The organism is Azovibrio restrictus DSM 23866, from assembly GCF_000429665.1.
In the GTDB taxonomy this organism is placed as follows: Bacteria; Pseudomonadota; Gammaproteobacteria; order Burkholderiales; family Rhodocyclaceae; genus Azovibrio; species Azovibrio restrictus.
This window is the reverse complement of sequence record NZ_AUCH01000005.1, coordinates 68108-92987: the sequence shown is the minus strand read 5'-3', so window position 1 is coordinate 92987 and position 24880 is coordinate 68108. Positions and strand designations below refer to the sequence as shown.

23 protein-coding genes and 1 tRNA gene are annotated in these 24880 nt (G+C 65.9%); 16 read left to right on the top strand and 8 right to left on the bottom strand.

What is annotated here, in order from left to right; translation table 11 throughout:
• The first annotated feature begins 21 nt into the window (after positions 1 to 21).
• Positions 22 to 2676: a type VI secretion system ATPase TssH gene (gene tssH, locus G474_RS0106570; RefSeq protein ID WP_026686277.1), complete on the top strand. Its 2655-nt coding sequence runs from the start codon at positions 22 to 24 to the stop codon at positions 2674 to 2676.
• Between the two features lie 48 nt (positions 2677 to 2724).
• On the opposite strand, the gene G474_RS0106565 is transcribed toward tssH, so the two are convergent.
• Positions 2725 to 4872, bottom strand: a complete 2148-nt coding sequence (locus G474_RS0106565) for a UvrD-helicase domain-containing protein (RefSeq protein WP_026686276.1) — start codon at positions 4870 to 4872, stop codon at positions 2725 to 2727.
• A gap of 245 nt (positions 4873 to 5117) precedes the next feature.
• Here G474_RS0106565 and G474_RS0106560 point away from each other — a divergent pair, with 245 nt between their 5' ends.
• The 4 genes from G474_RS0106560 (at position 5118) to holA (ending at position 9800) form a co-directional block, all read left to right on the top strand.
• Positions 5118 to 5474: a hypothetical protein gene (locus tag G474_RS0106560; RefSeq protein ID WP_026686275.1), complete on the top strand. Its 357-nt coding sequence runs from the start codon at positions 5118 to 5120 to the stop codon at positions 5472 to 5474.
• 161 nt (positions 5475 to 5635) lie between these two features.
• Positions 5636 to 8254, top strand: coding sequence for a leucine--tRNA ligase (gene leuS / locus G474_RS0106555; protein WP_026686274.1), 2619 nt, complete (start codon positions 5636 to 5638; stop codon positions 8252 to 8254).
• Positions 8255 to 8268: 14 nt separating this feature from the next.
• On the top strand, positions 8269 to 8787 hold the full coding sequence (locus tag G474_RS0106550; protein ID WP_026686273.1) for an LPS-assembly lipoprotein LptE: 519 nt from the start codon (positions 8269 to 8271) through the stop codon (positions 8785 to 8787).
• A complete protein-coding gene (holA, locus tag G474_RS0106545; protein WP_026686272.1) occupies positions 8787 to 9800 on the top strand; it encodes a DNA polymerase III subunit delta in 1014 nt (337 codons plus the stop codon). Before G474_RS0106550 ends, holA begins: the two co-directional genes overlap by 1 nt.
• A 35-nt stretch (positions 9801 to 9835) precedes the next feature.
• Here holA and G474_RS0106540 read toward each other — a convergent pair whose 3' ends face one another.
• Positions 9836 to 10069: a hypothetical protein gene (locus G474_RS0106540; protein WP_026686271.1), complete on the bottom strand. Its 234-nt coding sequence runs from the start codon at positions 10067 to 10069 to the stop codon at positions 9836 to 9838.
• Positions 10070 to 10184: 115 nt separating this feature from the next.
• On the opposite strand from G474_RS0106540, the gene G474_RS0106535 reads away from it, so the two are divergent.
• Genes G474_RS0106535 through ybaK form a run of 4 tightly spaced genes read left to right on the top strand, consistent with a single transcriptional unit; the run spans position 10185 to position 13412 of the window.
• Positions 10185 to 11441 carry a glutamate-5-semialdehyde dehydrogenase gene (locus tag G474_RS0106535; RefSeq protein ID WP_026686270.1) on the top strand — a complete coding sequence of 419 codons (1257 nt, stop codon included), beginning with the start codon at positions 10185 to 10187 and terminating at the stop codon, positions 11439 to 11441.
• A 19-nt stretch (positions 11442 to 11460) separates the two neighbouring features.
• A complete protein-coding gene (locus G474_RS0106530) occupies positions 11461 to 11988 on the top strand; it encodes a methylated-DNA--[protein]-cysteine S-methyltransferase (protein ID WP_084513634.1) in 528 nt (175 codons plus the stop codon).
• Positions 11966 to 12901: a site-specific tyrosine recombinase XerD gene (xerD, locus tag G474_RS0106525; protein WP_051281998.1), complete on the top strand. Its 936-nt coding sequence runs from the start codon at positions 11966 to 11968 to the stop codon at positions 12899 to 12901. Before G474_RS0106530 ends, xerD begins: the two co-directional genes overlap by 23 nt.
• Positions 12902 to 12920: 19 nt before the next feature.
• Entirely contained in the window at positions 12921 to 13412 is a 492-nt protein-coding gene (ybaK, locus tag G474_RS0106520; RefSeq protein ID WP_026686267.1) for a Cys-tRNA(Pro) deacylase, read from the top strand.
• A 132-nt stretch (positions 13413 to 13544) separates the two neighbouring features.
• Here the strand turns inward: ybaK and G474_RS0106515 are convergent, their stop codons facing one another.
• Positions 13545 to 13895: a dihydroneopterin aldolase gene (locus G474_RS0106515; RefSeq protein ID WP_026686266.1), complete on the bottom strand. Its 351-nt coding sequence runs from the start codon at positions 13893 to 13895 to the stop codon at positions 13545 to 13547.
• 67 nt (positions 13896 to 13962) lie between these two features.
• Here G474_RS0106515 and plsY point away from each other — a divergent pair, with 67 nt between their 5' ends.
• Complete coding sequence (gene plsY / locus G474_RS0106510) at positions 13963 to 14571, top strand: glycerol-3-phosphate 1-O-acyltransferase PlsY (RefSeq protein ID WP_026686265.1); 609 nt, start codon at positions 13963 to 13965, stop codon at positions 14569 to 14571.
• Between the two features lie 35 nt (positions 14572 to 14606).
• Here the strand turns inward: plsY and tsaD are convergent, their stop codons facing one another.
• Positions 14607 to 15629 carry a tRNA (adenosine(37)-N6)-threonylcarbamoyltransferase complex transferase subunit TsaD gene (gene tsaD / locus G474_RS0106505; protein WP_026686264.1) on the bottom strand — a complete coding sequence of 341 codons (1023 nt, stop codon included), beginning with the start codon at positions 15627 to 15629 and terminating at the stop codon, positions 14607 to 14609.
• A 125-nt stretch (positions 15630 to 15754) separates the two neighbouring features.
• Between tsaD and rpsU the strand changes: the two genes are divergently transcribed.
• From rpsU to G474_RS0106475, 6 genes are all read left to right on the top strand, one after another.
• The gene (gene rpsU, locus G474_RS0106500; protein ID WP_026686263.1) at positions 15755 to 15967 is read left to right on the top strand and encodes a 30S ribosomal protein S21; all 213 of its coding nucleotides are present in this window, start codon (positions 15755 to 15757) and stop codon (positions 15965 to 15967) included.
• A gap of 82 nt (positions 15968 to 16049) precedes the next feature.
• Entirely contained in the window at positions 16050 to 16493 is a 444-nt protein-coding gene (locus G474_RS0106495) for a GatB/YqeY domain-containing protein (RefSeq protein WP_026686262.1), read from the top strand.
• A 10-nt stretch (positions 16494 to 16503) separates the two neighbouring features.
• A complete protein-coding gene (gene dnaG, locus G474_RS0106490; protein ID WP_026686261.1) occupies positions 16504 to 18234 on the top strand; it encodes a DNA primase in 1731 nt (576 codons plus the stop codon).
• A gap of 46 nt (positions 18235 to 18280) precedes the next feature.
• Positions 18281 to 20278, top strand: a complete 1998-nt coding sequence (gene rpoD / locus G474_RS0106485) for an RNA polymerase sigma factor RpoD (protein WP_026686260.1) — start codon at positions 18281 to 18283, stop codon at positions 20276 to 20278.
• 70 nt (positions 20279 to 20348) lie between these two features.
• A tRNA-Ile gene (locus G474_RS0106480) sits at positions 20349 to 20425 on the top strand.
• A 108-nt stretch (positions 20426 to 20533) separates the two neighbouring features.
• Positions 20534 to 20839, top strand: a complete 306-nt coding sequence (locus G474_RS0106475) for a hypothetical protein (protein ID WP_026686259.1) — start codon at positions 20534 to 20536, stop codon at positions 20837 to 20839.
• Positions 20840 to 20907: 68 nt separating this feature from the next.
• Here G474_RS0106475 and G474_RS19840 read toward each other — a convergent pair whose 3' ends face one another.
• The 4 genes from G474_RS19840 to gloA form a co-directional block, all read right to left on the bottom strand.
• Positions 20908 to 23433 carry a bifunctional diguanylate cyclase/phosphodiesterase gene (locus G474_RS19840; RefSeq protein ID WP_051281997.1) on the bottom strand — a complete coding sequence of 842 codons (2526 nt, stop codon included), beginning with the start codon at positions 23431 to 23433 and terminating at the stop codon, positions 20908 to 20910.
• 10 nt (positions 23434 to 23443) lie between these two features.
• Positions 23444 to 24049 (bottom strand): hypothetical protein, encoded by a 606-nt coding sequence (locus tag G474_RS0106465; RefSeq protein WP_043463482.1) that lies wholly within the window; start codon positions 24047 to 24049, stop codon positions 23444 to 23446.
• Positions 24046 to 24411, bottom strand: coding sequence for a response regulator (locus tag G474_RS0106460; protein WP_026686257.1), 366 nt, complete (start codon positions 24409 to 24411; stop codon positions 24046 to 24048). The genes G474_RS0106465 and G474_RS0106460 overlap by 4 nt, the downstream gene beginning before the upstream one ends.
• 82 nt (positions 24412 to 24493) lie before the next feature.
• A complete protein-coding gene (gloA, locus tag G474_RS0106455) occupies positions 24494 to 24874 on the bottom strand; it encodes a lactoylglutathione lyase (protein ID WP_026686256.1) in 381 nt (126 codons plus the stop codon).
• Between the last annotated feature and the right edge of the window lie 6 nt (positions 24875 to 24880).

Below are 24880 nucleotides of genomic sequence, written 5' to 3'. Positions count from 1 at the left end.
TCTCCGGACAAAGCGCTTCCCATGACCCTGAACCTCAAATCCCTGATCGGAAAACTCGACGCCCCCGCCCGCAGGGCCATGGAATCCGCCGCCAACCGGGCCCTGGCGCGCACCCATCACGAGATCGACATCGAGCACGTGCTGCTGGAACTGCTGGACTCCCCCAGCGGCGAGCTGCTGGCGATCCTGAAGCACTACCGGGTGGACACGGACCGGCTGCATACGGACCTGTCCACCAGCCTGGACAGTTTCCGCACCGGCAACACCCGCAACCCGGTCCTGTCCCACAACATCCTGCGCTGGCTGGAGGCCGCCTGGCTGGCCGCCAGCGTCAACCACGGGGCGCAGCAGCTGGGGGGCGCCTACCTGCTCCTGGCCCTGAGCTGCGATGAGGAGCTGAAGCGCCTGCTGGGCAGCTCCTGCGCCGCCCTGAAGCGCATTCCCCCGGACGACCTGCGCGACAACCTCCCGGCCCTGCTCCAGGCCCACGCCAACGGGGCCGATGCGGGCCCTGAAGAAGCCTCCCGCTCGACTCCCCAGGCCAAACGTGCCAGCCCCAACCTGGACAAATACACGATAGACCTGACCAGCCTGGCCCGGGCCGGCAAGATCGACCCGGTCCTGGGCCGGGACGGGGAAATCCGGCAGATGATCGACATCCTCATGCGCCGCCGCCAGAACAACCCCATCCTCACCGGGGAACCCGGGGTGGGCAAGACCGCCGTGGTGGAGGGCCTGGCCCTGCGCATCGTCCAGGATGACGTGCCGGAAGTGCTGCGCAATATCAACCTGCGCACCCTGGACCTGGGCCTGCTCCAGGCCGGCGCCAGCGTCAAGGGCGAGTTCGAGAACCGCCTGCGCTCGGTGATGGACGAGGTCAAGGCCAGCCTGCAGCCCATCATCCTGTTCATCGACGAAGCCCACACCCTGATCGGCGCCGGCGGTCAGGCTGGACAGAACGATGCGGCCAACCTGCTCAAGCCGGCCCTGGCCCGGGGCGAGCTGCGCACCATCGCCGCCACCACCTGGTCGGAATACAAGAAATATTTCGAGAAGGACGCCGCCCTGGCGCGCCGCTTCCAGCTGGTGAAGATCGAGGAACCCCCCGAGGACGCGGCGATCCAGATGGTGCGCGGCGTCGCCGACGCCATGGAGACCCACCACAAGGTGCGCATCCTCGATGCCGCCGTGGTGGAGGCGGTGAAGCTGTCGAGCCGCTACATCAGCGGCCGCCAGCTGCCCGACAAGGCCATCAGCGTGCTCGACACGGCCTGCGCCCGGGTGGCCCTGTCCCGCAACAGCAAGCCCGCCGTGGTGGAAGACGTGGAGCGGCTGATCCAGAACCTGGAGCGGGAAACCGCCGCCCTGCAGAAGGAACAGGACCCGGCCCACGACAAGCGCCTGAAGGAGCTGGCCGCCCAGCGCAAGCTGCTGGAAAAGGACCTGGAACACCATCAGGCAGGCATGGAAACCCAGCGCCGCATCGTAGACGAGATCACCGCCCTGCGCGCTCAGCTGGCCGAACAGCCGCCCGCCACCGGCCGCAAGGGCAAGACCCCCGCCTCCCGGGAGGCCAGCCTGCACGAACAGCTGCTCGCCTGCCAGCACCAGCTCCAGGAACTGCACCAGCAGCAGGCGCTGATCTACGAATGCGTCGACGGGGCCACCATCGCCGAAGTCATTTCCGCCTGGACCGGCATTCCCCTGGGGGGCATGGTGGCCGACGAGGTGGACACCGTGCGCAAGCTGCGCCCCCTGCTGGAGCAGCGGGTGGTGGGCCAGAGCCATGCCCTGGAACTGATCGCCCGCCGTATCCAGGTGGCCAAGGCCAGCCTGGAAGACCCGGGCAAGCCCAAGGGGGTGTTCCTGCTGGTGGGCCCGTCCGGCGTGGGCAAGACCGAGACCGCCCTGGCCCTGGCCGACACCCTGTACGGGGGGGAGCGCAACCTGATCACCATCAACATGTCCGAATACCAGGAAGCCCACAGCGTTTCCGGCCTCAAGGGCTCGCCGCCGGGCTACGTGGGTTACGGTGAAGGCGGGGTGCTCACCGAGGCAGTGCGGCGCCGCCCCTATTCGGTGGTGCTCCTGGACGAGGTGGAAAAGGCCCACCCGGACGTGCTGGAGCTGTTCTTCCAGGTGTTCGACAAGGGCACCCTGGAAGACGCCGAGGGCCGGGAGGTGGATTTCAAGAACACCATCATCATCCTGACCTCCAACGTGGGGTCGGAGCTGGTGATGCAGGCCGTGGAACACGGGGTCACGGTAGCCGGGGAGCAGCGCCAGCCCACCCCGGCCGACCTGGTGGACCTGCTGCGCCCCAGCCTGCAGCGCAGCTTCAAGCCCGCCTTCCTGGGACGCCTGGCGGTGGTGCCCTACTACCCGATTTCCGACGAGATCATGGCCCTGATCGTGGGCCTCAAGCTGGAAAAGGTAAAACAGCGCCTGCTCCTCAACCACGGTGCCAAGCTCAACTACGACAAGGCCCTGGTGGAGCAGATCGTCAGCCGCTGCAGCGAGGTGGACAGCGGCGCCCGGGATGCGGAGGCGATCATCACCGACACCGTGCTACCCCTGATTTCCGAGCAGATCCTGGCGCGCATGGCCGAGGGTCAGGGCATCGAGCGGGTGGACCTGAAAGTGCGCAAGGACGAACTGCAGGTCCTGGTGAAATAGGTCAAATCCCGGGGCCGGCGGCTGCCGGACCCGGGATTTGCAGCCGGCTCAGGCCGGGTCCAGCTTGGCGTATTCCAGGGACAGCCACTTCACCCCGGCGCTGCCGAAATTCACCTGGACCTTGGCGTCCTCGCCCCCCCCTTCCGCATCCACGATGACGCCAAAACCGAACTTGGCATGGCGCACGTTCATGCCCACCCGCAGGCCGCCGGGCAGGGTCGCGCTAGCCGCCGGGACCAGGCGCGGCGCCTCCCGGCCGCTGCTCCAGGCCGGCGCCGCCGGCCGGGCCCGGGAAAGGAGCTTCAGGAGCCCCTGGGGAATTTCCTCCAGGAAGGCGGAAGGTACGCAGTAGCGGGTCTGGCCGTGCAGCATGCGGCTCTGGGCGTGGCAGAGGTAGAGCCGCTTTCGGGCCCGGGTGATGGCCACGTACATCAGCCGGCGCTCCTCCTCCAGGCCGTCCCGGTCCTGGGCGGCGTTTTCATGGGGAAACAGGCCCTGCTCCAGGCCGGTGATGAACACCGCGTCGAACTCCAGTCCCTTGGCCGCATGCACGGTCATCAGCTGCACCGCTTCCTGCCCTTCGCCGGCCTGGTGTTCGCCGGATTCCAGGGAGGCATGGGTGAGGAAGGACACCAGGGCGCCGGCCTCGCCCACGGCCCCCTCGTCATCCACGAAGGTGGCGGCGGCGCTGACCAGTTCGTCCAGGTTCTCCAGCCGTTCCTGGCCTTCCTTTTCGTTCCGGTAGAACTCGGCCAGGCCGCTCTTTTCCAGCACGTGTTCCACCATCTCCGGCAGCCGCAGGCCTTCGGTTTCCTGACGCAGCTGCTCGATCAGGCGGATGAAGCCGCCCACGGCCACCCCGGCCTTGCCGGTCAGGGAGGCCGCCGCGTTGTAGAGGCCGGAATTCATCTGGTGGGCCGTGGCCTGGAGGTTTTCCAGACTGCGGGCACCTATGCCCCGGGTGGGGAAATTCACCACCCGCAGGAAGGCCGTGTCATCCTCGGGATTGGCGATCAGGCGCAGGTAAGCCAGGGCATGCTTGATTTCCTGGCGCTCGAAGAAGCGCAGCCCCCCATAGACCCGGTAGGGAATGGCCCGGGTGAACAGCTCATGCTCCAGGACCCGGGACTGGGCGTTGGAACGGTAGAGCAGGGCGATCTGGGTCCGGTTGAAGCCTTCATCCACCAGGGCCCGGATCTCGTCCACCACGAAGCGGGCCTCGTCCAGGTCGGTAAAGCCCTCGAACACCCGGATCGGTTCCCCCTCCCCGGCATCGGTCCACAGGTTCTTCCCCAGCCGCTCCCGGTTGTGCTTGATCAGGGCGTTGGCGGCATCAAGGATGTTGCCGTGGGAGCGGTAGTTCTGCTCCAGGCGGATCACGTTGGGGCCGGCAAAGTCCCGTTCGAACTCGCGCATGTTCCCCACTTCCGCCCCCCGGAAGGCGTAGATGCTCTGGTCGTCGTCCCCCACGGCAAAAACCGCGGCGCCGCCCCCGGCCAGGAGTTTCAGCCAGGCGTACTGGAGCTTGTTGGTATCCTGGAATTCGTCCACCAGGATGTGGCGGAAACGCTCCTGGTAGTGGCGGCGCAGGGGTTCGTTGCGGCTCAGGAGCTCGTAACAGCGCAGCAGCAGCTCGGCAAAGTCCACCACCCCCTCCCGCTGGCACTGGGCCTCGTACTCGGCATAGAGCTCCACCTTCTTGCGGGTGTGGGGGTCGTAGGCCTCGGCCTGGGCCGCCCGCAATCCCTGCTCCTTGTGGGCATTGATGAAGTGCATCAGCTCCCGGGGCGGATACTTCTCGTCATCCACGTTGAGGTTCTTCATCAGCCGCTTGATGGCGGCCAGCTGGTCGGCGGAATCGAGGATCTGGAAAGTCTGGGGCAGCCCCGCGTCCCGGTAGTGGGCCCGCAGCATGCGGTTGCACAGGCCATGGAAGGTGCCGATCCACAGCCCCCGGGGATTGATGGGCACCAGGGCGGAGAGCCGGGCCAGCATTTCCTTGGCCGCCTTGTTGGTGAAGGTCACGGCCAGCACCCCATGGGGGCTCACCTGCCCGGTGGACACCAGCCAGGCGATGCGGGTGGTGAGCACCCGGGTCTTGCCGCTGCCCGCCCCCGCCAGGATCAGGCCATGGACCGGCGGCAAGGTCACAGCCTGGTATTGGGGCGGATTGAGATGGGCAAGCAGATCGGACATGTGGAAAACCCTGATGGCGAGGCTGTAAACAAAACTTAAAATTCGCGCCCATTGTAGCTGCCCCGGGCCAGGCGTTGCTTTTGTGCAACGCACAAATTTTGTTACACGATTTTCGGAAACAAGGCTCGAATCAGCCACCATACGTGGATTACAATTCGTACCGCAGCGCAGCAAAAATATTCACGAGATATGGCTGCCAGCGCCGCATGAGCCCATCGGCTCGAGATATTGAAAGGAGAACACCCATGAAAGCCCCGAAAATCCTGCCCTGGATCGCCAAGAAAGCCGGCATCAGCGAAGCCCTGGCCCTGAAGCTGTGGCGCCGTGCCGCCGGCGAGGCCGAGCAGCTGACCGGCAAGTGCGACGGTTCCGAGTACTGGGGCCTGGCCGTGGAGCGCTTCATCGACCTGGCCGATGAGGAAGCCACCCAGCAACACGCCGCCGAACAGCTGCTGCCCGCCCCCCGGGTGGACTGGATGTGGAAGCACCAGAGCCGCATGTCCCTGCTGTCCCTGATGGCTGCCCAGAACGCCTACCGCTTCTGGCAGCACACCTGGCAGAACTTCTACCTGCCCAAGGGCATGCAGAACCGGGCCGCCTGAAGCCCCCTCCCGCCGTCCCCCAGGCGCCGCCTCCATCTCCGGATGGGCGGCGCTTTTGCTTTGTGGGCCCGCCCCCGGAGGCAGGAAGCCCCGCCGTTCGCGGGTATAATCGCGCCTTTGGCATTTTGCCCCCATCCGTCCACACCCGGAAAAGCCTCGTCATGCAGCAAACCTATACCCACGCCGATATCGAACGCGCCGCCCAGGCCCACTGGCAGAAGACCGGCGCCGCCCGCGCCGTCGAAGATGCTTCCCGCCCCAAGTACTACTGCCTGTCCATGTTCCCCTACCCCTCCGGGAAGCTGCACATGGGACACGTGCGCAACTACACCATCGGCGACGTGCTGGCCCGCTATCACAAGATGCAGGGGTTCAACGTGCTGCAGCCCATGGGCTGGGACGCCTTCGGCATGCCGGCGGAAAACGCCGCCCTGGCCAACAACGTGGCGCCGGCCGGCTGGACCTACGACAACATCGATTACATGCGGAAGCAGCTCCAGTCCCTGGGTTTCGCCATTGACTGGGAGCGGGAATTCGCCACCTGCACGCCCCAGTACTACCGCTGGGAACAGTGGCTGTTCACCCGCCTCTTTGAAAAGGGCCTGATCTACAAGAAGCTGGGCACCGTGAACTGGGACCCGGTGGATCACACCGTGCTCGCCAATGAACAGGTGATCGACGGGCGCGGCTGGCGCTCCGGTGCCTTGGTGGAAAAGCGCGAGATCCCCATGTACTACATGAAGATCACCGCCTACGCCGAAGAACTGCTGGCCGACCTGGACAAGCTCGACGGCTGGCCCGAGCAGGTGCGCCTGATGCAGAAGAACTGGATCGGCAAGAGCACCGGCGTGCGCCTCGCCTTCCCCTACGAGCTCGACGGCAAGAGCGACAAGCTGTGGGTATTCACCACCCGCGCCGACACCCTGATGGGCGTCACCTTCGTCGCCGTCGCCGCCGAACACCCCCTCGCCACCCGCGCCGCCGCCAATAACCCGGAACTGGCCGCCTTCATCGAGGAATGCAAGCGGGGCGGCGTCGCCGAGGCCGACCTGGCCACCATGGAAAAGAAGGGCATGCCCACGGGCCTGTTCGTCCAGCATCCGCTCACCGGCGAACAGGTCGAAGTGTGGGTGGGCAACTACGTGCTCATGAGCTACGGCGAAGGCGCCGTAATGGCCGTGCCGGCCCACGATGAGCGGGATTTTGCCTTTGCTCAGAAGTACAGCCTGCCGATCAAGCAGGTGATCCAGGCCGCCGGTGAATCCTTCAGCCTGGACGGCTGGCAGGAATGGTATGGCGACAAGACCAAGGGCGTCTGCGTAAACTCCGGCAAATACGACGGCCTCGCCTACGAAGCCGCCGTGGACGCCATCGCCGCCGACCTGGCCGCCAAGGGTCTGGGCGAAAAGAAGACCCAGTTCCGCCTGCGCGACTGGGGCATTTCCCGCCAGCGTTACTGGGGTTGCCCGATTCCCGTCATCCATTGCGACAGCTGCGGCGACGTGCCGGTGCCCGACGAGCAGCTGCCCGTGGTGCTGCCGGAAAACGTGGAAATCACCGGTGCCGGCTCGCCCCTGGCCAAGATGCCCGAGTTCTACGAGTGCACTTGCCCGAAATGCGGCAAGCCGGCCCGGCGCGAAACCGACACCATGGACACCTTCGTGGAATCGTCCTGGTACTTCCTGCGCTACGCCTGCCCGGACAACACCGGCGCCATGCTCGACGAGCGTGTCAATTACTGGTGCCAGGGCGGCATCGACCAGTACATCGGCGGCATCGAGCACGCCATCCTGCATCTGCTCTACGCCCGCTTCTTCACCAAGCTGATCCGCGATGTGGGCCTGCCCGGCGTGGCGCCCATCGACGAGCCCTTCAAGCACCTGCTCACCCAGGGCATGGTGGTGGCGCCCACCTTCTATCGTGAAGGTGAGAATGGCAAGAAGCTGTGGATCAACCCAGCAGACGTGGACGTCAAGACCGACGACAAGGCCCGCCCCATCGGCGCCACCCTCAAGGCCGACGGCCAGCCGGTGATCATCGGCGGCACCGAGAAGATGTCCAAATCCAAGAACAACGGCGTGGACCCGCAAGCCCTGATCGACCAGTACGGCGCCGACACCGCCCGCCTGTTCATGATGTTCGCGGCGCCCCCCGACCAGTCCCTGGAATGGTCCGATGCCGGCGTCGAAGGCGCCTACCGCTTCCTGCGCCGGGTCTGGAAGGCCGTGCATGAGCATGTGAGCGCCGGTTGCGTCGCCGCCTGCGGCAGCAGCGCCGAACTGCCCGAGGCCCTGAAGGACCTGCGCCGCAAGCTGCACCAGACCATCGCCAAGGTGAGCGACGACTACGGCCGCCGCCAGCAGTTCAACACCGCCGTGGCCGCCGTCATGGAACTCCTGAACGCTTACGACAAAGCGGACCTGAGCGACACTACCGGCCGCACCCTGGCCCAGGAAATCCTGGAAGCCGTGACCCTGATGCTGTTCCCCATCGCCCCCCACATCGGCCAGGCGGCCTACGCCGAACTGAGATCCGGCGCCGATGCGGCCCTGGCCGCCTTCCCCAAGGTGGATCAGGCCGCCCTGGTGCAGGACAAGATCGAGCTGATGCTCCAGGTGAACGGCAAGCTGCGCGGCAGCCTCCAGGTGGCCGCAGCGGCCGACAAGGCCAGCATCGAAGCCGCCGCCCTGGCCCATGAGATGGCCGTCAAGTTCATGGAAGGCAAGCCCGCCAAGAAGGTGGTGGTAGTGCCCGGCCGCCTGGTGAATATCGTCGTCTGACCCTGGAGAAGCCCATGCGCCCGGCCCTGTTCCGTTCCAGCCTGATCCTCTGCCTGGCCCTGGCCCTGGGCGCCTGCGGCTTCCACCTGCGCGGCGCGGTGGAGCTCCCCTACCAGAGCCTGTATATCGCCCTGCCCCAGAATTCGGTGCTGGGTGCCGACCTGCGCCGCCTGATCCGGGCCAACCAGCCGCAGCTGCTGGTGGAGGACCCCGCGACCGCCGGTGCCGTGTTCCGGCAGCTCTCCAGCAACCGGGAACGGATCATTGCCGCCATGAACACCCAGGGCCGGGCCCGGGAATACCAGCTGCGCCTGCGTTACGCCTTCCGCATCGAAGACGCCAAGGGCGCCCCCCTGGGACCGGTCAATGAAATCCTGCTGGCCCGGGAAGTGACCTACGACGACAACCAGGTGCTTTCCAAGGACCAGGAAGAGAACTTCCTCTGGCAGGACATGGAACGGGACCTGGCCCAGCAGATCCTGCGCCGCCTGGCGGTGGCCCAGCCCCTGCCCGGCAAGACCGAAACCGACTGATGCAGATCAAGGGGGAGCAGCTCGCGGCCCAGCTCGAACAGGGGATCAAACCCCTGTACGTGGTCTGCGGCGACGCCCCCCTGCTGGTCCTGGAAGCCGCCGACACCATCCGCCATAGCGCCCGGCAGCAGGGCTACACGGAGCGCGAGGTGCTCACCGCCCTGGCCGGCTTCGACTGGGGCCAGCTGGCGGCCGCCACCGACAATCTCTCCCTGTTCGGGGGCCGCAAGCTGGTGGACCTGCGCATTCCCAACGGCAAGCCAGGCAAGGATGGCAGCGCCGCCCTGGCCAGCTACTGCCAGCGCATGAGCCCCGACAACGTGCTGCTCCTGACCCTGCCCCAGCTGGACTGGAAGGAAGAAAAGGCCGCCTGGTTCACCACCCTGGCCCAGGCCGGCATCGTGGTCCGCCTCAACGCCCCGCCCCTGGCGGAACTGCCGGGCTGGATCGCGGGTCGCCTGCGGCGCCAGCAACAGCAGGCCGAGGCAGAGGGGCTACGCTTCATGGCAGAACGGGTGGAAGGCAATCTGCTGGCGGCCCACCAGGAAATCCAGAAACTGGCCCTGCTCTACCCGGCCGGACACCTGAGCCTGGAACAGATCCGCGAGGCGGTGCTGAACGTGGCCCGCTACAACGTGGATGACCTGCGCGAAGCCCTGCTGGCCGGGGACCTGTCCCGCCTGACCCGCACCCTGGAAGGCCTGCAGCAGGAGGGGGAATCCCCGGTGCTGGTGCTCTGGGCCATGACCGAGGAAATCCGTACCCTGGCCCAGGCCAAGGCCGGCCTGGCCCGGGGTCAGGCCCAGGACAGCCTGTTTCGCGAACTGAGGGTTTGGGGGCCGCGCCAGGGACTGGTGCGCCGGGCAGTGCAGGCCCTGGGCGGCCGGGCCTTGAAGGAGGCCCTGGAACTGGCGGCCCGCCTGGACCGGAGTATCAAGGGGCTGGACGCCGGCGGCAGCGGCAATGTCTGGGAAGGTTTCCTGCGCCTGGGCTTGCTGCTGGCCCGGCGCTGAAGGCCGGCCCCGACGCAGCACAACCCGTAAAAGCCTTACTTGGCGGGGCCCTCGACGGCATCGGGACCCAGGTCCTCCCACAGGCACTCGTGGATGGAACGCACATCGGTGAGACCGTGGGCCTGGCATTCGGTCACCAGGCATTCACCCGGGCACTCCTCGGCCACCACCACCACCTGCATTTCCGTATCCACATGACGTTCGCCATCCCAGTAACAGCAGGTGGCGCAGACCTTGACCTCGGCCGGCAGTATCAGTTTTTGCGTCATCAGACCCCCGAACGGGATTTCCTTAGTAAATGTGTGGATAAGAGTTTACCTGCTCCGGAAAGGTTCCGTTCAGATTTGCACCTATAATCGCCATTTTGGATCCTTGCCCCTCCCCATGGACATCAAGCAATACATGCAGACCCTGGGCCAGCAGGCCCGGGCCGCCTCCCGCCGTCTGGCCAGCGCCAGCACCGCCGAGAAGAACACCGCCCTGGAAGCCATCGCTGGCGCCATCCTGCGCGACAAGGAAGCCCTCCTGGCCGCCAACGCCAGGGACCTGGACGCCGCCCGGGCCGCCGGCCTGGAGCCCGCCCTGGTGGATCGCCTGACCCTGACCGCCAAGGGCGTAGACAGCATGGCCGAGGGGGTGCGCCAGATCGCCCACCTGGCCGATCCCATCGGCGAAATGACCGACATCAAGTTCCGTCCCTCCGGCATCCAGGTAGGCAAGATGCGCGTCCCCCTGGGGGTCATCGGCATCATCTATGAAGCCCGTCCCAACGTCACTGCCGACGCCGCTGCCCTGTGCCTGAAATCCGGCAACGCCGCCATCCTGCGCGGCGGCTCCGAGGCCATCCACTGCAACCGGGCCATCGCCGCCCTGGTCCAGGAAGGCCTGCAGATCGCCGGTCTGCCGGCCGACGCGGTGCAGGTGGTGGACACCACCGACCGGGCCGCCGTGGGCGAGCTGATCACCATGCGCAAATACGTGGACGTGATCGTGCCCCGCGGCGGCAAGGGCCTGATCGCCCGCCTGCTGGCCGAAGCCCGGGTGCCCATGATCCAGCACCTGGACGGTAACTGCCACGTGTACCTGGAAGCCGAGGCCGACCCCAACAAGGCCCTGCGCATCGTGGAAAATGCCAAAACCCAGCGCTACGGCACCTGCAACACCGCCGAATCCCTGCTGGTGGACCGGGAGGTGGCGAAGATGCTGCTGCCCATGATCGGCCACATGCTCAGCGAAAAGGGCGTGGAAATCCGCGGCTGCGAGGAAACCCGGGCCATCATCGCCAACGCCCAGCCGGCCACGGATGAGGATTACTACACCGAATACCTGGCCCCGGTGATCTCGGTGAAGGTGGTGTCCGGCATCGACGAGGCCATCGCCCACATCAATCAGTATTCCTCCCACCACACGGAAGCCATCGTCACGGAAAACCACACCCTGGCCATGCGCTTCCTGCGCGAAGTGGACTCGGCCTCGGTGATGATCAACGCCTCCACCCGCTTTGCCGATGGCTTCGAGTACGGTCTGGGGGCCGAAATCGGCATCTCCACCGACAAGATCCACGCCCGGGGCCCGGTGGGTCTGGAGGGGCTGACCAGCCAGAAATGGGTGGTGTTCGGCAATGGCCACGTGCGCGGCTGAAAGCTGCGCCAGCTCCACCATGCTCACCTCCCAAGAGGTAGCCGAGCGGGATTCGCCTTGTAAGGGCGAATCCCGTCCGCTTTACGACGCCATCGTCGCCGCCCCCGGCTTTGCCCTGGGGCTCTCCTGCAGCGCCGCAGCCCTGACCGGCATCGAGTTTCTCGAACCCTGCACGCCCCAAGCCGCCCGCAGCCCCCAGGCGGCGGAAGCGGCCCGGCAGCTGGAAGCCTGGCTCGCCGACGCCCGCTTTCAATTCGACCTGCCCCTGGCCCCCCGGGGCACCCCCTTCCAGCACCGGGTCTGGCAGCAGATCGCCGCCATTCCTTTGGGCGAAACCCGCAGCTACGGCCAGCTGGCCCAGGCCCTAGGCAGCGCCCCCCGGGCCGTGGGCGGCGCCTGCGGCGCCAATCCCCTGCCCCTGATCGTGCCCTGCCACCGGGTCCTGGCCGCCCATGGCGGGCTGGGCGGCTTCAACCGGGCCCGGGGCGGTTATCTCCTGGACGTGAAACGCTGGCTCCTGACCCATGAAGCAGGACCCGGCCACTGAAGCCCCCGCCCCCCTGCGCCCGGAGGACTTGGCAGACATCGACATGTTCTGCGACGCCCTGTGGCTGGAAGACGGGCTCGCCAAGACCACCCTGGAGAGCTATCGGGCCGACCTGAGCGCCCTGGGCCGCTGGCTCGCCACGGAAAATCGCCCAGCCCTGCTGCAGGCGGCCGAAGCAGACCTGCTGGCCTTCGTGGCCCTGCTCTCCCAGGAGAAAAAAGCCACCTCCCAGTCCCGCTACCTTTCCAGCCTGCGCCGCTTCTACCGCTGGCAACTGAGCCGCGGCCGCATCGGCGCCGACCCCTCGGGCCGGCTGTCCCGCCCCATCACTCCCGGGCGCCTGCCCAAGACCCTCTCGGAAGCCCAGGTGGAAGCCCTGCTCCAGGCCCCGGACGTGGACACGCCCCTGGGCCAGCGCGACCGGGCCATGCTGGAAACCCTCTACGCCACGGGGCTGCGGGTCTCGGAGCTGGTGGGGCTGAAACTGCACGAAATCGGCTTCAACCAGGGCGTGCTGCGGGTCATGGGCAAGGGCAGCAAGGAACGCCTGGTGCCCCTGGGAGAAGAAGCCCTGGACTGGCTGCAGCGCTTCATCCAGGAAGGCCGCCGGGAACTGCTGGACGGCTGCCCCTGCGAAGCGGTATTCGTCACCGCCCGGGCCGCCCCCATGACCCGGCAGATGTTCTGGACCCTGATCAAGGGCTACGCCCCCCTGGCCGGCATCCCCAGGGAACAGCTCTCCCCCCACGTGCTGCGGCACGCCTTCGCCACCCATCTGCTCAACCACGGGGCCGACCTGCGGGTGGTGCAGCTGCTCCTGGGCCATGCCGACATCACCACCACCCAGATCTACACCCACGTGGCCCGGGAACGGCTGAAGCAGCTCCACAGCGTGCACCATCCCCGGGGCTGAGCCACTACAATCCCCGCCCATGAAACACGATCCCCACGCCCCCGAAACCCCCGCCACCCAGTTCCTGCGCCAGCACCGGACGGCCTTTTCGCCCCATCTCTACGACTACGTGGAACATGGGGGTACCGCCGTATCCGCCGCCTGCCTCAACGTGGACGAACATGCGGTGGTGAAGACCCTGGTGTTCCAGGACGAACACGCCAAACCCCTGATCGTGCTGATGCACGGGGATTGCAAGGTTTCCGCCAAGGAGCTGGCGCGCCAGGCGGGAGTGAAGAAGGTGGAGCCCTGCAAGCCGGAAGTAGCCCAGCGCCATACCGGTTACATGGTGGGCGGCACCAGTCCCTTCGGCACCAAGAAGACCATGCCGGTATTCCTGGAAAAGACCATCCTGGACCTGCCGCTGATCTACATCAACGGCGGCCGCCGGGGCTTTCTCGTGGGCATCCACCCCCACGACCTGCTCACCCTGCTGAAGCCCACCCAGGTAAGTGTGGCGCTGGAGAAGTAGGGGGACTGCAAAACCCTGGTTTCACCACAGAGGCACGGAGACACAGAGGAAAACAAGACCGGGCTGGAGTTTTTGGGGCAGGCGCCGACAGCGGTGCAAGTCGTTCGAGCCCCCGGGAGGGTTTCAGGATGATCAGGCGGAGCGTTCGATGATCACGCCCACCCGCTTCACCCCCTTCATCATCCCCAGCTTGGCCACGGAGATGCGCACCCACTGGGCGGCGTAGTCCTCCAGGATCAGGGTGGCCACGAATTCGGCCAGCTTTTCCAGCAGGTTGAAATGGCGGGCAGAGAGTTCGTTGCGCAGGCGCTCGGTGACCACGGCGTAGTCTATGGTGTCGCGGATGTCATCGCTGGCCCCGGCCGAGGCGGTGGATACACCCATCTGGATGTCCAGCACCACCGTCTGGGGCATGGCCTTCTCCCGGGGGTAGATACCGATCCAGGTTTCGGCGCGCAATTCCTCGATAAAGATGATGTCCATTGATGCTGGAGTGTAGAATCTGGCGCCGCATTGTACCCCAGCTAACCCTGTCCCCCCCTAGCCTGCCATGAGTCCCGCCCTGACCACCCTGATCGCCTGCCTCGCCGCCTACCTGCTCGGTTCCGTCTCCTTTGCCGTGCTCAGCGCCAGGCTGTTCCGGATGGCCGATCCGCGCACCTACGGCTCCGGCAACCCGGGGGCCACCAATGTGCTGCGCAGCGGCAACAAGAAGGCCGCCCTGTTCACCCTGCTCGGGGATGCCCTGAAAGGCACCGTGGCCGTGCTGGCTGCCAAGTTCCTGGAACTGCCCGCCCAGACCATAGGCCTGGTGGCCCTGGCCGTGTTCCTCGGCCACCTCTACCCGGTCTTCCTCAAGTTCAAGGGGGGCAAGGGGGTGGCCACCGCCGCCGGGGTGCTGCTGGCCCTGGCTCCCCTGGTGGGCCTCGCCACCCTGGCCACCTGGATCGCCACCGCCCTGCTGAGCCGTTACTCTTCTCTGGCCGCCATCGTCGCCGCCCTGCTGGCGCCGGCCTACGCCATGCTGTTCGACGGGGCGGATGGCTACACCGGCGTGGTCCTGGCCATGAGTCTGGCCCTGGTGGCCAAGCATTTCGTCAATATCCAGCGCCTGCTGGCAGGCCAGGAAAGCAGGATCGGGAGCAAGAAAAAAGCCTGAGAGGGCTCAGGCTTCAGGAAATCGACGCTGGGCGCTCAGGCGCCCATCAGTTCGTTCAGGGGCCAGCGGGGCCGCACGGCAAACACCCCGGCGGGCCGGGGCTGGGCGCCGGCCATGAGCCGCATGGCGCCGGCGAAGGCGATCATGGCGCCGTTGTCGGTGCAGAATTCCAGTTCCGGGTAATAGACCCGGTAGCGACGTTTCCTGGCCGCCTCGTTCAGGGCCTGACGCAGCTGCCGGTTGGCGCCGACACCGCCGGCCACCACTAGGCGCTGCATGCCCGTGTGCTTGAGAGCGGCAATGGATTTCTTCACCAGCACTTCCACCAGGGCATCCTGGAAGGCCCGGGCCACATCGGCGGGAAAATCGGGCCGGTCCTCGGACTTGTCCCGTACCAGGGTGAGCACGGCGGTCTTGAGACCGGCAAAGCTGAAATTGAAGTCCCCCGAGTGCAGCATGGGCCGCGGCAGATCGAAGACCCCCGGCTGCCCCACATCGGCCAGTTTCGACAGGGCCGGCCCGCCCGGATAGCCCAGCCCCAGGAGCTTGGCGGTCTTGTCGAAGGCTTCGCCGGCCGCGTCGTCCAGGGTTTCCCCCAGGAGTTCGTACTTGCCGACACCGGCCACGGCCATCAGCTGGGTGTGGCCGCCAGAGACCAGCAGCGCGACAAAGGGAAACTCCGGCGGTTCCTGGGCCAGCAGGGGGGAAAGCAGGTGCCCTTCCAGGTGGTGCACAGGCAGGATGGGCTTGCCCAGGCTGGCGGCCAGCCCTTCGGCGAAGGCGCAGCCCACCAGCAGCGCCCCGGCCAGGCCGGGTCCCTGGGTGTAGGCCACGGCGTCGAGCTCCGCCAGGGAACAGCCGCTAGCCCCCATCACCTGGCGCAGCAGGGGCACCAGGCGGCGGATGTGGTCCCGGGAAGCCAGCTCGGGCACCACCCCGCCGTATTCGGCGTGCAGGGCGATCTGGGTGTGCAGGGCGTGGGCCAGCAGCCCCCGCTCGGTGTCGTAGACGGCCAGGCCGGTCTCGTCGCAGGAAGATTCAATACCAAGAACTCGCATGGGGCGCGATTTTAGCACTTGTCCAGGCCAGGCACCGCGAGTAGAATGCTGACCTTTCGTCCATTCGTGACGGAGCCAAATTTACTGGGCAAGCGACGCTGCCCAACCGGAAGGGGGTGATTTTAATGCCGAGCATTCGCGTCAAGGAAAACGAGCCGTTCGAGGTAGCCATCCGCCGCTTCAAGCGTGCTGTCGAAAAAACCGGTCTGCTGACCGAACTTCGCGCCCGTGAGTTTTACGAAAAGCCCACCGCCGAACGCAAACGCAAAGCTGCTGCCGCCGTCAAGCGCCACCACAAGCGTATCCGTAGCATGACCCTGCCGCCGAAGATGTACTGATCGTACTTTTTCCACGCAGACCTGGAAGCCGCCCGTCCCACGATAGGCGGCTTCTTGCATTTCCACTTCCCGGAGATTCCCCATGAGTCTGAAAGCCCGCATCACCGAAGACATGAAAACGGCCATGAAGGCCAAGGAAACCGTGCGCCTGGGCGCCATCCGCCTGCTTCTGGCCGCCATCAAACAGAAGGAAGTGGATGAGCAGATCGAGCTGGACGAGACGGGCATCGTGGCCGTCATCGAGAAGATGACCAAGCAGAGGAAGGACAGCCTGAGCCAGTACGAAGCCGCCGGCCGCACCGACCTGGCCGAGGTGGAACGGGCGGAAATCACCGTCCTGGCCGCCTATCTGCCGGAAAAGATGGGCGAAGCCGAGATCAATGCCGCCATCGACGCCGCCGCAGCCGCCACGGGCGCCGCCAGCGCCGCCGACATGGGCAAGCTGATGGGCGTACTGAAGCCGCAGCTGGCCGGCAAGGCCGACATGGCCCTGGTTTCCAAGCTGGTCAAGGCCAAGCTGGGCTGATCCCCGCCCCATGATCCCCGAATCGTTCATCCAGGACCTGCTGGACCGGGTCGATATCGTGGACCTGATCGACGGCTACGTCCGCCTCAAGAAGGCGGGCGCCAACTACAGCGCCTGCTGCCCCTTCCACAACGAGAAGACCCCCTCCTTCACGGTGAGCCCCACCAAGCAGTTCTACCACTGCTTCGGCTGCGGCGCCCACGGCACCGCCATCAGCTTCCTGATGGAATACCAGGGCCTGGGGTTCGTGGACGCGGTCAAGGAACTGGCCGGCAAGGTGGGCATGCAGGTGCCGGAGCAGGAACGGGGCAGCCGCCCGGAAGAACGGGGCAGCCTGCGCCAGCTCACCGAACTCATGGCCCGGGCCGCCCAGTACTACAAGGACCAGCTGAAGCAGAGCCCCAAGGCCATCGACTACCTGAAGGGCCGGGGTCTGACCGGGGAAATCTGCGCCCGCTTCGGCATCGGCTACGCCCCGGACGGTTGGCAGAACCTGGCCGCCATCTTCCCCCACTACGACGCCCCGGAACTGGCCGCCGCTGGCCTGGTGATCGAGAACGAACAAGGGCGGCGCTATGACCGGTTCCGGGACCGGATCATGTTCCCCATCATCAACCCCAAGGGGGAGGTGATCGCCTTTGGCGGCCGCATCATCGGCCAGGGAGAACCCAAGTACCTGAACTCCCCGGAAACCCCCATCTTCGAGAAGGGCCGGGAAGCCTATGGTCTGCCCCAGGCCCGCCAGGCCCTGCGGGAGGAGAACCGGGTGATCGTGGTGGAAGGCTACATGGACGTGGTGGCCCTGGCCCAGCATGGGGTCGGCAATGCCGTCGCCACCCTGGGGACCGCCACCACCCCCACCCACGTGCAGAAACTCCTGAAGCAGGTGGACCGCATCGTCTATTGCTTCGACGGGGACAACGCCGGGCGCAAGGCCGCCTGGCGCGCCCTGGAAAACAGCCTGGAAGCCCTGGCCGACAACAAGTCGGTGGGCTTCGCCTTCCTCCCCGACCCGGAGGACCCGGACAGCTACGTGCGCCAGTTCGGCAAGGATGCCTTTCGCACCCTGATCGCCCAGGCCACGCCCCTCTCGGACTTCCTGCTGCGGGAACTGGGGCAGCGTTGCGACCTGACCAGCTCGGAAGGCAAGGCCCGGCTGATCCACGAGGCCAAGCCCCTGCTCACCCGCCTGCCCACGCCGCTGCTGCGCCTGCAGCTGGTGAAGCGCCTGGCCGAAGCCAGCGGCTTTTCCCAAACCGAGGTGGAGCGCCTCTGCGACATCCGCGGCTACGCCCCGCCCGCGCCGCCCAAGGCGCCCCGTCAGGCCCCCTCCCTGGCCCGCATCCTGCTGCGACTGGCCCTGCAGCGCCCCGCCCTGGCCGCCCGCATCCCCCTCACCCACCTGAGCCCGGGCCCGGAGCGCAGCATCCTGGAAGCCATCGCCCAGAGCCTGACCAGCCTCGCCCCCAACCCCGGCTACGCCCAGTTGCGCGAAGCCCTGCGCGGCCACCCCCTGGAAAGCCAGGTGGACACCCTGGCCGGGGAACTGATCGGGATGGAAATGGACGAAGAGCTCGTGGAGTCCGAATTCGCCGCAGCCCTGGAGCGCCTCCAGGAGGGCGACCAGAAGGTGGCCTTCGCCGCCCTGCAGGCCAAGGCCAGGCAATTTGGCGTGGCCGGCCTCAGCGAGGAGGAGAAACAGGCCTACCTCACCCTCCTTTCCCAGAAGAAAGAACACTAAGTTATGGTAGAATTTACGGTTTTCCGAATTCCGCTGGCAGGTGGTCATGGCTAAAGACAAGACGAAAGAAACCGCGAAGGCGCTGCAAAAAGTGCGCGCAGCAAAGGCGAAGGAAAAGGCAGCCGAGCAGATCCTGGACGAGAACGCTGGTGTCGAAACTCCTGCGGTGGATGCCGAAACCCGCAAGATGCGGCTCAAGGCCCTGATCAAGCTGGGCAAGGAGCGCAGCTACCTGACCTACGCCGAGATCAACGACCATCTGCCCGATGACGTGGTGGATGCGGAGCAGATCGAGTCCATCATCAGCACCTTCAGCGACATGGGCATCAAGGTCTTCGACGAGGCTCCGGCCGCCGAAGAGCTGCTCATGTCCGATGCCGCGCCCGCCGCCACCGACGACGAGGAAGTGGAAGAGGAAGCCGAACAGGCCCTGTCCACCGTGGACTCCGAATTCGGCCGCACCACCGACCCGGTGCGCATGTACATGCGCGAAATGGGCTCCGTGGAACTCCTGACCCGGGAAGGCGAAATCGAGATCGCCAAGCGCATCGAGGAAGGCCTGAAGCACATGGTCCAGGCCATCTCCGCCTGCCCCAGCACCATTGCCGAGATTCTCGACATGGCGGACAAGGTGGAGCGGGACGAAATCCGCATTGATGAACTGGTGGACGGCCTGGTGGACCCCAATGCCGCCTCCGAGGAAGAGCAGGCTGCTGCAGCCGCCGCCGAGGAAAGCGACGAAGACGCCGAGGCAGAAGCCGACGGGGACGACGAGGATGAGGACGAGGACGCCGAAGGCAAGGCAGCCTCCGCCTCCCTGGCCCAGCTCAAGGCCGAGGCCCTGGAGCACTTCGCCAAGATCCGCTCCGACTACACCAAGATGCTCAAGGCCCTGACCAGCAAGGGCACCCAGGACAAGACCTACATCAAGCTGCAGCAGCAGATCAGCGACGAACTGCTGTACATCCGCTTCACCTCCCGCACCATCGAGCGCTTCTGCGACAGCGTGCGCGGCATGGTGGATAGCGTGCGCGAGTGCGAGCGCAACATCCAGCGCATCTGCGTGGACAAGGTGCGCATGCCCCGTCCCCACTTCATCAAGAGCTTCCCGGGCAACGAGACCAACCTGGAGTGGGTGGACAAGGAAATCGCCGCCGCCCCCAAGACCTACGTGGCCATCCTCACCCGCAACGCCCCCAACATCAAGGAAGAACAGCAGAAGCTGCTCGACCTGCAGGAGCGCCTGGGCCTGTCCCTCAAGGAGCTGAAGGACATCTACAAGCAGATGACCACCGGTGAAGCCAAGGCCCGCCGTGCCAAGCGCGAGATGACCGAGGCCAACCTGCGCCTGGTGATCTCCATCGCCAAGAAGTACACCAATCGCGGCCTGCAATTCCTCGACCTCATCCAGGAAGGCAACATCGGCCTGATGAAGGCGGTGGACAAGTTCGAATACCGGCGCGGCTACAAGTTCTCCACCTACGCCACCTGGTGGATCCGCCAGGCCATCACCCGTTCCATCGCCGACCAGGCACGCACCATCCGCATCCCGGTGCACATGATCGAAACGATCAACAAGATGAACCGGATTTCCCGCCAGATCCTGCAGGAAACCGGGCAGGAGCCCGATCCCGCCACCCTGGCCGAAAAGATGGAGATGCCCGAGGACAAGATCCGCAAGATCATGAAGATTTCCAAGGAGCCCATCTCCATGGAAACCCCCATCGGTGACGACGACGATTCCCACCTGGGCGACTTCATCGAGGACACGGCCACCCTGGCCCCCGCCGATGCGGCCATGTACTCCAGCCTGCGGGAAGTGACGGCGGAAATCCTCGACACCCTGACCCCCAGGGAAGCCAAGGTGCTGCGCATGCGCTTCGGCATCGAGATGAACACCGACCACACCCTGGAAGAAGTGGGCAAGCAGTTCGACGTGACCCGGGAGCGCATCCGCCAGATCGAGGCCAAGGCCCTGAGAAAGCTGCGCCACCCCACCCGTTCCGACAAGCTGCGCAGCTTCGTGGATACGGGCAACAACTAAGGCCGGAGGGGCCTGACAGGCGATTGTCATGCCCCGCCGCTAGCCCTACAATCACCGCTTTTTGCAGTACGGGCCTGTAGCTCAGTCGGTCAGAGCAGAGGACTCATAATCCTTTGGTCCAGGGTTCAAGTCCCTGCGGGCCCACCAGACACCCGGCGGGAGGCCGTTCCGGCAACGGCTTCCTGCCCGCAGCACCCGCCGTCCCCACGCCGCTAAAATGGCGCCCTCACCATCATTCAGATCAACGGAATGCCCATGAAGCCCATTGCTCAACTCGTCCTGGCCTCCACCCTGCTGTTCGGCGCCCAAGCCCACGCGGAAAACTGGACCCTGATCGGGGAAACTGCCGAGAAGACCTACATCTACGCGGACAAGGATTCCGTCCGGAAGAACGGCGACATCGGCAAGATCACCATCCGCACCCCGGAACGCTACCTGCTGACCTGGGAATTCGACTGCGACCGGGAAGTGATGCTGGAACAAGGCCAGCACACCCCCATTGGCGAAGACCCCAGCCGCCGCAGGGCCTACGAGCTTACCTGCCGCTGGTTCAGCTGGTAATCCCCAGCACCCCGCGCCAGCATCCTGACGCCCGCCCTTCCCTTCCGGGATGGGGCGGGCGTTTTCCATCAGTCGCCGCCGCCGGACGGCTCCGGCACTTCCGGCACCAGGCGTAGCCCCTGGCGCAGGGCCGCTTCCAGTTCATCGGGCGGCAGGGGCCGGGAGAGCAGGTAGCCCTGCATGGATTTGCAGCGCTCCTGGCGCAGGAAATCCAGCTGCTCGCTCTTTTCCACCCCTTCTGCCACCACCCCCAGCTTGAGGCTCCTGGCCATGCCGATGATGGCGCCGGCAATGGCCGCATCGTCGGGATCGTCGCTCACGTCCCGGACGAAGGAACGGTCGATCTTGAGCTTCACCACCGGGAAACGCTTCAGGTAGGAGAGGCTGGAGTAGCCGGTGCCGAAATCGTCGATGATCAGGTGGAAGCCCGCCGCCCGGAGCCGGTCCAGGGTGCGCATCACCGCGTCGGTGTTGAGCATGAGCACGTTCTCGGTGATCTCGAACTCGATGTCCCCGGGCTGCAGGCCGTACTCCTTGACCTTCTCCATGGCGATCTCGTAGAGCCCCTCGCGGCGGAACTGCACCGGCGACAGGTTGATGGCCACCGGCACATGCACCATGCCCGCATCCCGCCAGTGCCGCAGCTGGCGGCAGACCTCGTCGAGAATCCACTCGGTGATGGGCACGATCAGGCCCGACTCTTCCGCCACCGGGATGAAGTCATTGGGGGGCACCAGGCCGAAACCGGGCCGCTTCCAGCGCAGCAGGGCCTCTAGCGCCACCACCTGACCGTCGGCCACGTCGGCCTGGGGCTGGTAGTGGAGCACGAATTCCTTGCGCAACAGGGCATGGCGCAGGGCGTTTTCCACCTCGTGCCGGCTGCGCGCCGCCACGTCCATTTCCGGGGAGAAGAAGGCATAGCCGTTGCGGCCGGCCGCCTTGGCCTGGTACATGGCGGTATCGGCATTCTTCATCAGGCTGTCGATGTCCTGGCCATGCTCCGGATACATGGCCACGCCGATGCTGCCGCTCACGTTCAGTTCGTGCCCCCCCACCCGCACCGGCTCCACCAGGGCCCCGAGGATGTTGCGGGCCAGGTGGGCAACGCTGTCCTCGCCCTCCACCTCCAGGAGCAGCAGCACGAATTCATCGCCCCCCAGACGGCTTACCGTATCGCTGGCCCGCACCTGGCCCAGGAGCCGGTTGGTGACCACGCGCAGGAGATCGTCCCCCACGTTGTGCCCCAGGGTGTCGTTGATGCTCTTGAACCGGTCCAGATCCAGGAACATCACCGCCAGCCGCTTGCGGTTGCGCCGGGCGAAGGTGATGGCCTGGCTGACCCGGTCGGTGAGCAGCACCCGGTTGGGCAGGCCGGTAAGGAAGTCGTGCTCCGCCAGATAGCGGATGCGCTGCTCCACGGCCTTGCGTTCGCTGATGTCGGAGAACAGGGCGATGAAGTTCTCGATCTCCCCGTCCTTGCCCCGCACGGCGCTGATGGAGAGCCACTTGGGATAGGTGGAGCCGTCCTTGCGCCGGTCGATGATCTCCCCGGACCAGCTGCCCTTGTTGAGGATGGTGGCCCACATGGCGGCGTAGAAATGGCTGTCGTGGGCGCCGGAACGCAGGATGGACGGCTTCTGGCCGATCACGTCCTCGGGGGTATAGCCGGTGGTCTGCACGAAAGCGGGGTTCACCGAGATGATGCAGTTATGGCGGTCGGTGACGATGATGGATTCGGTACTGTGCTGGAACACCTGCTTGGCCAGGGCCAGGTCCCGTTCCGCCTGCTTGCGGTCGGTGACGTCGCGACCGATGATCACCAGCCCCCGGCGGGAACCGTCGCCATGGAAGATGGGCGCCTTGATGGTGTCGAATACCAGCTCCCGGCCGTCCTCGGCCTGGAGGATCTCGTCGGCCCGCACCACCTGACCGCTCTCCCAGGCCTGCAGGTCGGTCTTGCGGAACAGGTCGAGGATGTAGGCCTGGGCGGGATTGCTGCTGGCCAGCTCCTGGTCGGTCTGGCCCCGGTAGCTGCCCTGGCTCACATCGAAAATCTGCTGGGCCGCGTGGTTGGCCTCCACCCAGCGCCCCTCCCCGTCCTTGAACAGGACCAGATCAGGCATGTTGTCGATCAGGGTCCGCAGACGCTGCTCCGCTTCGTACATGGCGCTTTCCCGGCGTGCCGCCTGGGTCACGTCCACGATCTGCACCATGCCGAACATGCCCTCCTCCCCCTGGTCCAGGGGCAGGGCGCAGATCTGCTGGCGCAGCAGCTCCCGGCGCCCGCCGGAGAGGGTCAGCCAGAGGGGAAACAGCTCCTTGTGCAGCATGGAAGAGAGCAGGAAGGAACGCCCCTGGCTGACCACCTGCTCCAGGACGGAGAGCAGATAGGAACCCTGCAGTTCCGGAAATATGTCGTCCAGGCGCCGGCCCAGGGCCGCTTCCCGGGCGATGCCCGCGGTCTTGACCATCCAGCCGTTCCAGACCAGGACCCGCAGCTCCCGGTCGAACACCACCTGGCCGGTCATGGCCTGTTCCAGGGCTGCCGCCGCCAGACGGCTGCTCAAATCCGGATTGCGTACTGCCGATTGCATGCCAGCTCCCTCAGAGATGGGCCGAAAGGAAATTGCCCACGGCCTGCTTCAAGGCCCCCATGGCCTGCTGGTCGAGCAGGAAGCCCACATAGCCGTCGATATCCTTGTCCTTGATGGAAAACAGCATGTGCAGGAGCATCATTTCGCTGCCCTCCATCTGTTCCAGCACCTCGGCCGCCTCTCCCTTCACTAGGCTCGGCACCCGGGTGGTCAGGGCGCAGCCCAGCAGCTCACCCACCGCCGTCAGGCAGGCATTCAGGACCAGGTTGCCCACCTCGATCAGGGCGTCCTGGGCCATGTCCCCCATGCGCATTTCCGCCACATGGTCGGGCACCACGGCGCGCACCAGGTCGTAACTCTTGACCTCGGTAAACATCAGCAGGGCCCGGGACTCGAAGGCACCCCCATAGGGCTGCACCACGGCACAGACCCGGTCCGCCGGTGCCAGACCGAAGGAGGCCAGGGCCGCGGCCTTGTCCACCACCCGCAGCTCCGGCACCGAAAGCATCACCTCGGCCCCCACCATGCCGCTCAGCACGGCAGCGGCCGAACCCACGCCCACGTTGAAGGCTTCGGCCAGAGCATCCCGCTCCAGCTCGCTCCAGTCAGTGGTCATGGGGATTCGTGACCCACCGCCGCCAGCAGCGCCTCGACGGAAACCGGGGTCACCGGCTTGGAAATGAAGGCCACCCCCAGGTCGGCGGCCCGCTGCCGTACCGGCTCCTGGACATTGGCGGAGAACAGGGCCATGCGCCCCCGGGCGCCCTGGGCCCGCAACTGTTCCACCAGGCCGAAGCCATCCACCCCGGGCATGTTGATGTCGATGGAGAAAATGTCGAACGGCTCCTGGCTGGCCAGGGCCAGGGCCTCGGCCCCGTTGGGAGCCTCCGTCACCGACCAGTCCGGGTGCTTGTCCAGGATCACGGCGCGAATGATGGTACGCGCCACCTTGCTGTCATCTACGACCAATACCTTCATGCCCGCCCCGCCCTGATATCTTTGATCAAAATTGATTGATTATCCCGCTCGTGCCCCGGCCGTCAAGCCGGCCGGACCCGGCTCAGCGCTGGATCAGCTCCACCTTGTAGCCGTCCGGGTCTTCCACGAAGGCAATCACGGTGCTGCCGTGCTTCATGGGCCCTGCCTCGCGCACCACCTTGCCACCCCGGGCCTTGATCTCGGCGCAGGCCGCCGCCGCATCAGGGACCTCCAGGGCGATATGGCCAAAGCCGTTGCCCAGCTCGTAGGCCGCTGTATCCCAGTTGTGGGTCAGCTCGATCACCGCCCCTTCGGATTCGGGGCCGTAGCCCACGAAAGCCAGGGTGAAGCGGCCCTCGGGATAATCCTGACTGCGCAGCAGCTGCATGCCCAGCACCTCGGTATAAAACTTGATGGACTTTTCCAGGTCACCGACCCGGATCATGGTGTGCAGAATGCGCATGGAGTT